General features: G+C 64.4%; 11 protein-coding genes. 8 read left to right on the top strand and 3 right to left on the bottom strand.

Translation table 11 applies throughout. The annotated features are described in order from the left end of the window. Positions 1-99 precede the first annotated feature (99 nt). Genes G1E_RS24555 through G1E_RS24545 form a run of 3 tightly spaced genes read left to right on the top strand, consistent with a single transcriptional unit; the run spans position 100 to position 3,894 of the window. Positions 100-942, top strand: coding sequence for a helix-turn-helix transcriptional regulator (locus G1E_RS24555; RefSeq protein WP_009685104.1), 843 nt, complete (start codon positions 100-102; stop codon positions 940-942). Positions 943-982: 40 nt separating this feature from the next. Beyond that, positions 983-2,365: an aspartate aminotransferase family protein gene (locus G1E_RS24550; RefSeq protein WP_009685103.1), complete on the top strand. Its 1,383-nt coding sequence runs from the start codon at positions 983-985 to the stop codon at positions 2,363-2,365. Between the two features lie 35 nt (positions 2,366-2,400). Next, positions 2,401-3,894, top strand: coding sequence for an aldehyde dehydrogenase (locus G1E_RS24545; protein WP_009685102.1), 1,494 nt, complete (start codon positions 2,401-2,403; stop codon positions 3,892-3,894). A 38-nt stretch (positions 3,895-3,932) separates the two neighbouring features. Here G1E_RS24545 and G1E_RS24540 read toward each other — a convergent pair whose 3' ends face one another. Continuing rightward, positions 3,933-5,645 (bottom strand): FAD-dependent oxidoreductase, encoded by a 1,713-nt coding sequence (locus G1E_RS24540; RefSeq protein ID WP_047150194.1) that lies wholly within the window; start codon positions 5,643-5,645, stop codon positions 3,933-3,935. Positions 5,646-5,840: 195 nt separating this feature from the next. Here G1E_RS24540 and G1E_RS24535 point away from each other — a divergent pair, with 195 nt between their 5' ends. The 3 genes from G1E_RS24535 (at position 5,841) to G1E_RS24525 (ending at position 8,646) form a co-directional block, all read left to right on the top strand. Next, positions 5,841-6,617 carry an IclR family transcriptional regulator gene (locus G1E_RS24535; protein WP_047150193.1) on the top strand — a complete coding sequence of 259 codons (777 nt, stop codon included), beginning with the start codon at positions 5,841-5,843 and terminating at the stop codon, positions 6,615-6,617. A 137-nt stretch (positions 6,618-6,754) separates the two neighbouring features. Then, a complete protein-coding gene (locus G1E_RS24530) occupies positions 6,755-7,807 on the top strand; it encodes a Gfo/Idh/MocA family protein (protein WP_009685097.1) in 1,053 nt (350 codons plus the stop codon). A gap of 23 nt (positions 7,808-7,830) precedes the next feature. After that, complete coding sequence (locus G1E_RS24525) at positions 7,831-8,646, top strand: sugar phosphate isomerase/epimerase (RefSeq protein ID WP_009685096.1); 816 nt, start codon at positions 7,831-7,833, stop codon at positions 8,644-8,646. 88 nt (positions 8,647-8,734) lie between these two features. On the opposite strand, the gene G1E_RS24520 is transcribed toward G1E_RS24525, so the two are convergent. Both G1E_RS24520 and G1E_RS24515 read right to left on the bottom strand, forming a co-directional pair. Next, entirely contained in the window at positions 8,735-10,024 is a 1,290-nt protein-coding gene (locus G1E_RS24520; RefSeq protein ID WP_370593843.1) for an MFS transporter, read from the bottom strand. A gap of 234 nt (positions 10,025-10,258) precedes the next feature. Then, positions 10,259-10,672 carry a histone-like nucleoid-structuring protein, MvaT/MvaU family gene (locus G1E_RS24515; protein WP_009685094.1) on the bottom strand — a complete coding sequence of 138 codons (414 nt, stop codon included), beginning with the start codon at positions 10,670-10,672 and terminating at the stop codon, positions 10,259-10,261. Between the two features lie 397 nt (positions 10,673-11,069). Here G1E_RS24515 and G1E_RS24510 point away from each other — a divergent pair, with 397 nt between their 5' ends. Both G1E_RS24510 and G1E_RS24505 read left to right on the top strand, forming a co-directional pair. After that, complete coding sequence (locus tag G1E_RS24510) at positions 11,070-11,498, top strand: DUF2231 domain-containing protein (protein WP_009685093.1); 429 nt, start codon at positions 11,070-11,072, stop codon at positions 11,496-11,498. Further along, on the top strand, positions 11,495-12,787 hold the full coding sequence (locus G1E_RS24505; protein WP_009685092.1) for a sorbosone dehydrogenase family protein: 1,293 nt from the start codon (positions 11,495-11,497) through the stop codon (positions 12,785-12,787). The genes G1E_RS24510 and G1E_RS24505 overlap by 4 nt, the downstream gene beginning before the upstream one ends. Positions 12,788-12,847 lie beyond the last annotated feature (60 nt).

Raw genomic sequence — 12,847 nt, 5'->3', positions numbered from 1 at the left:
CCCCAAAGGGTGATTCCGCAGGTTCCCCTGCCATGGGAGTATCTGCCCAACCACGCACCGCACTGGCGGCGGTGCCTTACTCCATATGGCAGGCCGACTGTGACTATCCAATTGCTTTCAGAACAGTGGTTCGAGCACCAGGCCAAGGTCACCGAGGCAATCGGCCGGCCTGGCTTCGCCGCCAACCTGTTTGCAGCACTGGGCGTGATCCGGCCGATCCAGGCCACCACGGTGTACCTGTACCCGCACCACGGCATGCCCTGCGCGCTGTTCGAGCAGGACGACAAGGCGCCCTGGCAGCCCGAGGGCAACGTCAGCCGCTACCTGTCGGGTTTCTACCTGCTCGACCCGTTCTACGGTGCTTGTGTGGAGCAGCTGGGGTCTGGCTGCTACGGCCTGTTCGAGGTGGCCCCCGACCATTTTGAGGTCAGCGAGTACTACCAGTCGTTCTACCGCCACTCGCACCTGGCAGACGAACTCAACTACATCCTGCAACTGGCCCCCGGCCAGAGCCTGGCCGTGTCGCTGGCCTTCACCGACAAGCTCGACCCGCAAACCCGTGAACTTTTCGGGCACATCACGCCCTGGGTGCTGGCGCTACTCGGCAAGCATTTTGCCGGCGTCGACAGCCGTGCCGGGCGCTTCGAGAACATCCTTGAGCAGCGTATTCACGCTGCGCTGAACAACTTCGGCAGCTCGTTGCTGACCGAGCGCGAATGCCGCATTGCCCAGCTGATCTTGCGCGGCCATTCGACCAAGTCGCTGGCCGAGCGCCTGGGCGTGTCGGAAGACACCATCAAGTCGCACCGCAAGAACGTCTACGCCAAGCTCGATATCGGCACCCAGTCCGAGCTGTTTTCCCTGTTCATCGACGCGCTGGCCAATGCCCAGGGCGTGCTGGGCAAGGACCCGCTGGAAAGCTATATGGGCAAGCGGCGCTGAGCGCCGCTGCCGTGCACCCCACCGCAAAGGAAAACCAACAATGAATGCGCCTTTCGCCCCGCAACGCCAGACCCGTGACTACCAGGCAGCCGACGCCGCGCACCACATCCATGCCTTCCTTGACCAGAAGGCGCTGAACGCCGAAGGGCCGCGGGTGATCGTCGGTGGCGAGCGCCTGCACCTGTGGGACAGCGAGGGCAAGCGTTACCTGGATGGCATGTCCGGGCTGTGGTGCACCCAGCTCGGTTACGGCCGCCGCGACCTGACCGCCGCTGCCGCCAGGCAGATGGACCAGCTGGCGTACTACAACATGTTCTTCCACACCACCCACCCGGCGGTGATCGAGCTTTCGGAGCTGCTGTTCAGCCTGCTGCCAGGGCACTACAGCCACGCGATCTACACCAACTCCGGCTCCGAGGCCAACGAGGTGCTGATCCGCACCGTGCGCCGCTACTGGCAGGTGGTCGGCCAGCCGAGCAAGACGATCATGATCGGCCGCTGGAATGGCTACCACGGCTCGACCCTGGCGGCCACGGCGCTGGGTGGCATGAAGTTCATGCACGAAATGGGCGGGCTGATCCCGGATGTGGCGCACATCGACGAGCCTTACTGGTACGCCGAAGGCGGTGAGCTGAGCCCGGCCGAGTTCGGTCGCCGCTGTGCCTTGCAGCTGGAAGAAAAAATCCTGGAGCTGGGCGCAGAAAACGTTGCCGGCTTCATTGCCGAGCCGTTCCAGGGCGCAGGCGGCATGATCTTCCCGCCGGAAAGCTACTGGCCGGAAATCCAGCGCATCTGCCGCCAGTACGATGTACTGCTGTGTGCCGACGAGGTGATTGGTGGCTTCGGTCGTACCGGCGAATGGTTTGCCCACGAATACTTCGGCTTCCAGCCCGATACCCTGTCCATAGCCAAGGGCCTGACCAGCGGCTACGTGCCCATGGGCGGGCTGGTGCTGAGCAAGCGCATAGCCGAAGCCCTGGTGGAGCGGGGCGGGGTGTTCGCCCACGGCCTGACCTATTCCGGCCACCCGGTGGCAGCGGCGGTGGCCATCGCCAACCTGAAAGCCCTGCGTGACGAAGGCATCGTGCGCCAGGTGAAGGACGACACCGGCCCCTACCTGCAGCGCATCCTGCGTGAGGTGTTCGCCGACCACCCGCTGATTGGTCAGGTGCAGGGCGCAGGCCTGGTGGCGGCGCTGCAACTGGCAGAGCACAAGCCTACCCGCAAGCGCTTTGCCAATGAAAACGACCTGGCCTGGCAGTGCCGGACCTTCGGCTTCGAGGAGGGGGTGATCATTCGCTCCACCCTGGGGCGGATGATCATGGCGCCGGCCTTGATCGCCAACCACAGCGAGCTGGATGAGCTGGTGGAGAAAACCCGCATCGCCGTTGACCGCACGGCGCGCCTGGTTGGCAAGCTCTGACAGTCCGTCAGCACAACCGCTTGAAAGGAGTACAAATGTACACCCTCGAATTCTGGCAACAACGCGCTGCGGACCTGTACTTGCCGGCCAGCGCCCTGATCGCTGGCAAAGCCGTGAAGGCCCAAAGTGGCGCGACCTTTGCCGCCATCAATCCCGCCACCAACCAGGTGCTGGCGCAGGTCGCCGCCTGCGCCCAGGCCGACGTCGACCTGGCCGTGGCCAGCGCACGGCAGGCCTTCGAGCACGGCCCGTGGGCGCGCATGGCCCCCGGGCAGCGCAAGCAAGTGCTGCAGCGCCTGGCCGAACTGATCATGGCCCACCGCGAAGAGCTGGCATTGCTGGACTCGCTGAACATGGGCAAACCAGTCATGGACGCCTACAACATCGATGTGCCCGGGTCGGCGCAGGTATTTGCCTGGTACGCCGAGGCGCTGGACAAGCGCTACGACCAAGTGGCGCCGACCGCCACCAATGCATTGGCCACCATCACCCGTGAGGCCCTGGGCGTGGTGGCGGCGGTGGTGCCGTGGAACTTCCCGCTGGACATGGCCGCCTGGAAGCTGGCCCCGGCCTTGGCCGCGGGCAACAGCGTGGTGCTCAAGCCGGCCGAACAGTCGCCGTTCTCGGCCTTGCGCCTGGCTGAACTGGCCCTGCAAGCCGGTTTGCCCGAAGGCGTACTGAACGTGGTGCCGGGCCTGGGCGAGCAGGCTGGTCAGGCCCTGGGCCTGCACCCAGACGTGGATTGCCTGGTGTTCACAGGCTCCACCCAGGTGGGCAAGTACTTCATGCAATACGCGGCGCAGTCCAACCTCAAGCAGGTATGGCTGGAGTGCGGGGGCAAGAGCCCCAACCTGGTGTTCGAGCACTGCCAGGACCTGGACCTGGCTGCGGAAAAGGCGGCCTTTGGTATTTTCTTCAATCAGGGTGAGGTCTGTTCCGCCAACTCGCGGCTGTATGTGCAGCGTTCCATCCACGATGAGTTCATCGAGCGCCTGCAGGCCAAGGCCCGGCAATGGCAGCCTGGCAACCCGCTGGACCCGGCCAGCCGCGCCGGGGCGATTGTCGATGCCGGCCAGGCAGCGCGTATCCAGGCCGCCATCGACCGCGCGGGGCAAGAGGGCGCGCGGCTGGTGTGTGGCGGTCGGCGGTTGCATATCGGCGGTTCGGACAACTACATCGAGCCGACCATCTTCGCCGAGGTCGATGCCAGCATGAGCCTGGCGCAGGAAGAAGTGTTCGGCCCGGTACTGGCAGTGAGTGCCTTCGACAGTGAAGAGGAGGCGGTGCGCCTGGCCAATGACAGCATCTATGGCCTGGCGGCTTCGGTGTGGAGCGACGACTTCAACCAGGTGCACCGCGTGGCACGGGCGCTGAAAGTCGGTACCGTGTCGGTGAACACGGTCGATGCACTGGATGTCACGGTGCCATTCGGTGGCGGCAAACAGTCGGGGTTTGGCCGCGACCTGTCGCTGCATGCGTTCGACAAGTACACGCAGCTCAAGACCACCTGGTACCAGCTGCGCGGCTGAACCCGGGCCGGCGGCAAGCACGACCTGCCGCCGGCCGCTCACTCATACGCCTGCACCCCGGCAATATGCCGCCCGGCCACGTAGCCGAAGGTCAACGCGGGCCCCAGGTTGATGCCGCCAGACGGGTACCAGCCACCGAACACACTGGCCATGTCGGTACCTGCCGCGTACAGCCCGGTGATCGGCTGGCCGCTGGCATCCAGTACCCGTGCCTGGCCATCGGTGCGCAACCCGGCAAAGGTGCCAAAGCAACCCGGCTTCACCTTCACCGCGTAGAACGGGCCCTCTTCGATCGGCGCCACACACGGGTTGGGGCCTGGGTGTTGCGGGTCGCCCTGCTTGCGGTTGAATGCGGTGGAGCCGCGGCCGAAGGCCGGGTCCTGGCCGTTGCGTGCAGGGCTGTTGAAGGCCTCGACGGTGGCGCGTAACCCGGCCGCATCGATGCCGCAGGCAACCGCCAACGCTTCGAGTGTGGCGCCACGTTTCAGGTAGCCACTGCGCACATGCGGCCACACTGGCAGTGGCGCCGGGCGGGCATGGCCCAGGCCATAACGGCGCAGGAAACGGTGGTCACACACCAGCCAGGAACACACCTCCTGGTCCGCTGGCACTGCCGCGACCATGGCTGCCACATAGTCATAGTAACCGTGCGCTTCATTGACGAAACGCTTGCCGTTGGCCAGCACCCCGATGATGCCCGGTTTGCCCCGTTCGATGATGTGCGGGAAATGGCCGACAGTGCCATCGCCATGTGGCACCTGCGAAACCGGCGCCCAGGCCACCGGCGACTGCAGGTCGGTGGCCACCACGCCACCTGCTGCCTCGCCCAGGCGCAGGCCATCGCCAGAGCAGCCCTTTGGCGGCAGGGCCAGGGTGTCGTGGCCGCTGGCGTCGCGGGGGAACAGCTGCCGGCGGCGGGCAGCGTCGTGAGGGAAGCCGCCCGCTGCCAGTACCACTGCCTTGGCGCGGATACGCTGCTCGCCTTGCGGGGTCGTCACCAGCGCGCCGCACACCTGGCCCGCTTCGACCAGCAAATGCTTGGCTGGCGCCGACACCTGCAGCTGCACGCCCAGGTCCTGCGCCGACTTGGCCAGCCGCGCCACCAGTGCCACGCCGTTGACCAGGTGCATGGCCCGGCCGTGGCGGGCCAGGTGGTACAGGTGCCGGCCGAAGCGCTTGCACACGTGCAGCAAGGCCTTGGGCGAACGGGTCATGTTGAGGAACGCGGCAAGGTCGGCGCCGGCCATGATCGGCATGCCCATGAACGAGGTTTCGCGCAGGGTCTGGCGCAGGCGTGGCAGCAGTGCACCCACCTCGCGGGCATCGTACGGTGCGGCAATCACCTGATGCCCACCTTCGGCGGCGCCAGGGGTGTGGCCGTGCATGTCCGGTATCGCATTGCCGTCGGCAAACTGCAGCGCCGTATGCTTCTCGAAAAACGCCACCATGTGCGGGCAGGCTTCAAGGAAAGCGTCCACCCGTTCGGCATCGTAATGGGCACCCAGCTCATTGCGCAGGTAGGTCCGGGGCTGCTCGATGTCTTCGTCGATGCCGGCGCGGCGTGCCAACGGGTTGCGCGGGACCCAGGCCCAGCCACCGGACCAGGCCGTGGCGCCGCCCAGCACTGGCTCCTTTTCTACCAGAATCACCTTTTGCCCATGCCAGGCAGCTGTTACAGCGGCGGCCAGCCCGGCGGCGCCTGAACCTATCACCAGTACATCGCATTCGGTTTCGAAGGGGGCAGGGGGCATCGCACAAATCCTGTATTGTTATTGGAACGTGGTTCCATATTCTTATTTGGCCCGCCTGGATCCGCAAGGGCACGGCTGGCCGCCCGCGCAACGAGCGGGCGATAATCGAACACTTGGCAGGGCATTGCATGTGTACGCTACCGGGAATGTGGAATCATCTTCTAGAATTCGCAAAACGTAGCAAGGACCTGTGTCATGGCTGGTAGTCAGATCGAACGCGCCTTCAATCTTGTTGAGAGCCTTGCCGGTGAGCCTCAGGGCCTGGCATTGCAAACCCTGGCCGAGCGCCTGGATATTCCAAAAAGCGCCGCGCACCGCATGCTGGCCGAGCTGATGCGGCTGGGCTACGTACGGCAGAACCGTGACAACAGCCGCTATCAGCTGTCGGCCAAGCTGGTCGCCCAAGGCTTCCGTTACCTGGCCAGCAGTGGTGCCGATGTCATTCAGCCGATTCTCGACCGCCTGGCCCAGGACAGCGGTGAGCTGGTGCGCCTTGGTGTCATCGATGGGGGGCGGCAGACCTGGATCGCCAAGTCCCAGGGCGCGCGCTCCGGGTTGCGTTACGACCCGGACATGGGGCGCGACGCGCCGCTGTTCTACACCGCTTCCGGGCACGCCTGGCTGGCCAGCCTGGACGATGAGCAGGCGCTGCAGATGGTGCTGCGCCAGGGCATCGCCGACCCGGGCCAGTTCGGCCCGAATGCGCCGCGCACCACCGACGAGTTGCTCGCCTACCTGCGCCGCGCCCGCGAGCGGGGTTATGCCTGGGTCGAGCAAACCTCGGCGGTGGGCACCTCGGCGCTGGCTGCGGTGGTACGGCGCCCGCAAAGCGGCGAGGTGATTGGCGTGCTGAGCATTGCCGGGCCCAGTGCACGCCTGGCGCAAAGCCGTTTGGCCGAGCTGGCCCCTCTATTGCTGGCGGCCGCCGAGGAACTGTCTGCCGCCAGCCACGCCAGCGAACTGTTTGCCTGAGGGATATTCCGGTCGATTACCGCACAGTCTGTTCAGCAGGCTCTTCTGAAAAGTTGAACCTGGTTCTAAATTGTCCAGTGTGAATTTTGGAACGCAGTTTCATATTCGCACTACAAAAATGACAAGAGGACAGGCTGTTGAACGCACCCCTTCGTATCGCCCTGGTCGGCGCTGGCATCATGGGCCGCCAGCATTATCAGCACTTGTGCAATGTACCCCAGGCCCGGTTGTGCGCGGTGGCCGACCCCGGCCCGCAGGCCGAAGCCTTCGCCGTCGACTGCGGCGTGCCGTACTTTGCCGACCACCGGCAGATGCTGCAACGCGTGCAGCCCGAGGCGGTGATCATCGCCAACCCGAACAACCAGCACGTGGCCACTGCGCTGGATTGCGTCGAAGCCGGCGTGCCGGTACTGGTGGAAAAACCGGTGGGCGTGCAGTTGCAGGAGGTGCGGGCGCTGGTCGAGGCGTCACGGCGCTGCAAGGTACCAGTATTGGTCGGCCACCATCGTCGGCACAATCCATTGATCGCCAAGGCGCATCAGGTGATCAGCGAAGGCAAGCTGGGCCGGCTGATCAATGTCACCGCACTGTGGCAGTTGCAAAAGCCCGACAGCTACTTCGACACCGCCTGGCGCCGCGAGCCGGGGGCGGGTTTTTTGCTGACCAACCTGATCCATGACCTCGACCTGCTGCGCTACTTGTGCGGCGAGGTGGTACAGGTGCAGGCCTTCACCCGCAACGACGTGCGCGGGTTCGCCAACGAAGACAGTGCCGCCGTGCTGTTGCAGTTCGCCAATGGCGCCTTGGGTAGCCTGACCGGCTCGGACGCCGTAGCGGCGCCCTGGAGCTGGGAGCTCGACTCGGGTGAAAGCCCGGTCTACCCGCGCCAGGATGGCCAGCCGTGTTATCTGCTGGCCGGCACCCAGGGCTCGCTGAGCATTCCTCAGCTCAAGCACTGGCACTACGCCGAGCCGGGTTCGGGGTGGCACACACCGTTGTTGCAGCACCAGCACAGCATACCCGCCGGTGAAGCATTGACCCTGCAGTTGCAGCACTTCGTGCGGGTCGCCCGCGGTGAACAGCCGCCTTTGGTCGATGCCGCCGACGCTGGCCGCACCCTGGCACTGATCGAAGCGATCCGCCAGGCTGCCGCCAGCGGCCGCGCCTGTGCGCCCGAGCACATTGCCTGATACCCTCTTTCTGGTGACGACGAATGACTGATCGAATATTTTCCCTCGCGGCCCTGACGGTACTCGAACTGTCCCCGCCAGACATGGTCGAGGCTGCTGCCCGCGCTGGCTACAGCCATGTCGGCCTGCGCCTGGTGCCGGCCACCGAGCAGGAACAGCACTACCCGCTGGTGGCCAATGCCGATCTGCGCAGGCAGACCCAGGCACGCCTGCGCGATACCGGCATCAAGGTGCTGGACCTGGAGATACTGCGCCTTAAGCCGGACACCTGCGTGGCGGATTTCGAAGCCATCCTGGCGGTGGGTGCCGAGCTGGGGGGCACCGAACTGCTGGTGGCCGGCAACGACCCGGACGAAGCACGGCTCACCGAGCGCTTTGCCGCGTTGTGCGAACTGGCGGCGGTCCATGGCATCCACCCGCACCTGGAGTTCATGCCCTGGACCGACGTACGTGACTTGCGCCAGGCCATGCGCGTGGTAGCCAACGCCGATCAGGCCAATGGTTGCGTGCTGGTGGACGCGTTCCATCTCAACCGCTCCGGCTCTGCGCTGAGCGACCTGGCGCAGTTGGCACCGCAACGCATGCGCTATGCCCAATTGTGCGACGTGGCGGGGCCAGTGCCGGCCGACATGGACGAAATCCTGCGCCAGGCGCGTAACGAACGGCGCTTCCCGGGTGATGGCGATGCCGATCTGGTCGGGCTGCTGCGCGCGCTACCGGCCACACTCCCGCTGAGCCTGGAAATACCTACCCGGCAGTTGCTGGAACAAGGGATCAGCGGCGAACGGCGTGCGCGCATGGCGCTGGACCACGCCAGGGCGGTATTGGCCAAGGTCTGACAGTGGCCAGTGCGGCGCGGCGCCTTCGTTGACCGGTGGCGCAAAAAAAGGGCCCGCAAGGGCCCCGTAGAGGTAACTGAGCAGCGCCTCAGGCGCTTTCGACCTGGCGCGGCGCCATGAAGTACATCCATACCAGCGCCAGGAAGTACATGGCCGGGATCATGGTGAACAGCACGGCATAGTTATTGTGGGTAGCCGTCAGCACGCTGCCGACGATCTGCGTCATGAACATCCCGCCAATGGCTGCGCACATGCTGCCGAAGCCGAACACGGTACTCACCAGGTGCTTGGGCGTGTAGTCCATCACCAGGCTCCAGATGTTCGCCGTCCAGGCCTGGTGCGCCCCCACCGCCAGCGAAATGGCCGCCACCGCGACCCAGAGGCCGCTGGCGTTGGCAGCCAACACCACGCTGACCATGGTGCAGGCGAAGACCAGCATGGACAGCAACCGCGCCGTCGTGGCGCGCACGCCGCGGCCGATCAACCATGACGACAGAATGCCACCGCCGATGCTGCCAAAATCTGCCGTCAGCCAGATGATGATCAGTGGGATACCCATCTGGGTCACATTGATGCCCAGGCTGTACTGTTGGTTGAGGAAGGGCGGCAACCAGTACAGGTAGAACCAGAACACCGGTGCGGTGATCGCATAGGCCATCGCGAACGCCCAGGTCCCGCGCAGGCGCAGTATGCGGCTGAACGGCACCCGGGTCGGCTCGGGCTCGACAGCTTGCTGGATGTACTGCACCTCGCTCTGCCGCACTGTCGGGTGGTCTTCAGGGTTGTAGTACTTGAGCAGCCATAGCGCTACCCACACCAGGCCCAGGCAGCCCATGGCGATGAATGCGGCCTGCCAGCCCCACACGGCCAGAATCAGTGGCAGCAGCGCTGGGGTTACCATGGCGCCGACATTGGTACCGGCGTTGAACAAACCGGTGGCGATAGCCCGCTCGCCGGCCGGAAACCACAGGCGCACGGTTTTCACGCAAGCCGGGTAGTTGGCGGCTTCGGTCAGGCCAAGGATAAAGCGGCAAACCATGAAACCGGCAGCCGAGGTGGCCAGGCCATGGGCGCCGGTGGCCAGGCTCCAGAGCAGCACGGCAAAGAAAAAGGCCCGTTTGACGCCGACCTTGTCGATCAGCCGGCCTTGCAACAGAAAGCCGATGGCGTAACCGACCTGGAACCAGAAGTTGATGTTGGCGTAGTCCATCGCCGTCCAGCTCATTTCCTTGGCCAAGACAGGCTGCATGATGCCAAGGGCGGCGCGGTCGATGTAGTTGAGGGTGGTGGCGAAGAACACCAGGGCCAGCATGCCCCAGCGGGTCTTGCCAACGCCGAAGGCGGCGCGAAGCTTGTCGCCGATCGAACCCTGGGGCATCCGGAGCGCGGCGGGGTGAGTCTTGGAGTTGTTCATGACGGCTCGTTTCTTGAAATTGTATTCAACTGCGGTGCTGCGGGTGCGTGACCATTTCCCAGGCAAGGGTGCACGCAAGGCCGGTGCATGGTGAGCAGTGCGGGCGGCAGCGTCAATTCAAGAGGCGGTCTAATGTTCGGTTACCGAACGCTTGCGAGTGCTGGCGAGGCGTCAGGGCGAGCGCTGAGCCGGCGCTGGTTATTCGCGCAGGCTGCGTGGTAGCAGGGCACCTGGTATTACCCATCTTTCCACTTCGGCGCGGCTGTACTGCCTGATCCACTGGCGCAAGGTCTTGTGCAAAGTGCTCTTGGCTTCGACAACTTCACCGGTATAGGGGTTTTGATAAAACTTGCTGAGCCGCGCCCGGAAACCGGTCGGTGAAACCAGTGCATGGGGTTGCCGGGTGAACAGGTCGAGGGTGTGGCGCTGCTCAGGTGCCATGATGCTCAGCACCTGCCTTAAGCCGAATTGATATTCGGCCAGCAGGTCGTGCAGTTTGCTTTCGAATTCCAGCTCGCGGCGAAGTTGGGGGTCAACCTTGATGAACTGAAGTTGGTCTTTCTTGTTGGCGAGTAGCCATTCGAGGGCGCGGAACTGGGCAAGATGAGACATGGGGCTTCCTCCAGTGCGTGATGGCACCAGTGTTAGCGCGCCGGTCAGAGCAACGCAAGTGGGGAAATAATTTGAGATTTTTGCAGGGCATTGTTCGTTGTTGGGTTGTACGAAAGTTCAGTTCTAAGTTGGGTTGTCAGTAACTTCCTACAGCGGCGCCTTCAACAACTTCAATAAATGAATGTCTGAATGCTTTGACTGTTATGGCATCTGCTGAGGCCCTGCTGGTTGCTTGAGCCCAATGGTGTGCACGCTGGGGATCGGTTCTTACAAGATGTTTCATTGCAGCGAAGCGGTGAACTATCGGCGATGCGCAGGGCTCCTTTGCTAGGCGCACCCTGCGCACGGCTGATGGCACCCCCCATCAGCCTGGGTCACTGAATGAAAAGGAGGCACCGTGACCACATCCGACCACACCCTTTACCGGCGCACCCCCAGCCCGCTGCACGCCCTGTTGTTGGCCGGCAGTGTGCCGTTGTTCCTGGGCGCGCTGCTGAGCGATATCGCCTACTACAACAGCTACCAGATCCAGTGGAGCAACTTCGCCGCCTGGCTGATCGCCGGGGCTTTGCTGTTCTGCGGGCTGGCGCTGCTGTTTGCCTTGGCCAACCTGATCCGCGCTGAGCGCAAAGGCGGGCGCCCGACGCTGTATTTCGTGCTGCTGCTGGTGACCTGGGTGCTTGGCCTGATCAATGCCTTCGAGCATGCCAAGGACGCCTGGGCGGTGATGCCGGCAGGGCTGGTGCTGTCGGCGGTCGTGAGCGTACTGGCGTTGGCCGCAGCCTGGACCGGCCTGAGCAACCTGCGTTCTGGAGGTGAAGCATGAAGCCCTTGCACGCGTTGAGTGTATTGAGCGTGGCGCTGCTGTTGAGTGCCTGTGGTGGCGATGGCGAGCCTACGCAGGCCCATGGCCCGGACCCGCGCTTGCCCGAGCCACAACGTGGCTTGTTGCCGAGCATGAAGATCGCTCAGCCGGTGGCCTGGGGTGAGCAGAAACCGACCGTTCCCGAAGGCTACAGTGTCACGGCCATTGCCACCGACCTGAAGATCCCGCGCCAGAGCCTGGTATTGCCCAATGGCGACATCCTGGTGGCCGAAGGCAGGGGCGGCAGCGCGGCCAAGCTCAAGCCCAAGGATGTGATTGCCAGCCAGATCAAGGCCAAGGGCAACACCCAAGTCAAAGGCGGTAACCGCCTGACCTTGCTGCGCGATGCCGACGGCGACGGCAAGTACGAGGTGCAGACGGTATTCGCGGAAAACCTCAACGCGCCGTATGGCCTGGCTTTTGCCGACGGCAAGTTGTACGTGGCCAACCAGGACGCCCTGGTGCGCTTCAACTACACCGAAGGCCAGACCAAGGCCGACGGCCCGCCGACCAAGGTCACCGACCTGCCATCGCAGATCAACCACCACTGGACCAAGGCGCTGACGATCAGCCCCGATGGGCGCTACCTGTATGTGGGCATCGGCTCGAACAGCAATATCACCGAGCGCGGCCTGGAAGTGGAGATCGACCGCGCCATGGTCTGGCAGGTGGATGCCGAAACCGGCGCGCACCGGCCTTACGCCACAGGCCTGCGCAACCCCACCGCACTGACCATTGAGCCGCAGACCGGGCAGTTGTGGACAGTGGTCAACGAGCGCGATGAGTTGGGGCCTGATTTGGTGCCTGACTACCTCACCTCGGTGCGTGACGGCGGCTTCTACGGCTGGCCCTACAGCTACTGGGGGCAGAACGTCGATGAGCGGGTAAGGCCGCAGGCCCCGGAAAAGGTCGCCGCGGCGATCAAACCCGACTACAGCCTGGGCTCGCACGTGGCGGCACTGGGTGTTGACTTCTCCATCCCGGCCATGGGGGAGGGTTTTGCCGACGGGGTATTCGTGGGCGAGCACGGCAGTTGGAACCGGCCAAACCCGGTGGGCTACAAGGTCATCTTCGTGCCGTTCAGCAATGGCAAACCAGCTGGGGAACCGATTGACTTCGCGACGGGTTTCCGGGGTGAAGATGGCAAGACCCGCGGTCGCCCGGTGGGGGTGACGGTGGACCCACGCGGTGCTTTGATCATTGCGGATGACCTGGCCAATACCGTGTGGCGGGTTACGCGCAATCGGTGAAGGTGGCCGGCTTCGCGTGCGGCCACTCATCGCGAAAGGCGGGGGCCGCGTTGCGGCCCA

Origin of the sequence: Pseudomonas sp. TJI-51 (assembly GCF_000190455.2) — a bacterium.
GTDB lineage: Bacteria > Pseudomonadota > Gammaproteobacteria > Pseudomonadales > Pseudomonadaceae > Aquipseudomonas > Aquipseudomonas juntendi.
Note: the sequence above shows the minus strand (reverse complement) of the source record. Positions and strands in the feature narration are given on the sequence as shown.

Bases quoted from the DNA above. Each gene is read 5' to 3' on its own strand.
- G1E_RS24545 (WP_009685102.1), top strand. From the start codon at position 2,401: ATGTACACCCTCGAATTCTGGCAACAACGCGCTGCGGACCTGTACTTG.
- G1E_RS24525 (WP_009685096.1), top strand. From the start codon at position 7,831: ATGACTGATCGAATATTTTCCCTCGCGGCCCTGACGGTACTCGAACTG.
- G1E_RS24535 (WP_047150193.1), top strand. From the start codon at position 5,841: ATGGCTGGTAGTCAGATCGAACGCGCCTTCAATCTTGTTGAGAGCCTT.
- G1E_RS24505 (WP_009685092.1), top strand. From the start codon at position 11,495: ATGAAGCCCTTGCACGCGTTGAGTGTATTGAGCGTGGCGCTGCTGTTG.
- G1E_RS24515 (WP_009685094.1), bottom strand. From the start codon at position 10,672: ATGTCTCATCTTGCCCAGTTCCGCGCCCTCGAATGGCTACTCGCCAAC.
- G1E_RS24520 (WP_370593843.1), bottom strand. From the start codon at position 10,024: ATGCCCCAGGGTTCGATCGGCGACAAGCTTCGCGCCGCCTTCGGCGTT.
- G1E_RS24550 (WP_009685103.1), top strand. From the start codon at position 983: ATGAATGCGCCTTTCGCCCCGCAACGCCAGACCCGTGACTACCAGGCA.
- G1E_RS24540 (WP_047150194.1), bottom strand. From the start codon at position 5,645: ATGCCCCCTGCCCCCTTCGAAACCGAATGCGATGTACTGGTGATAGGT.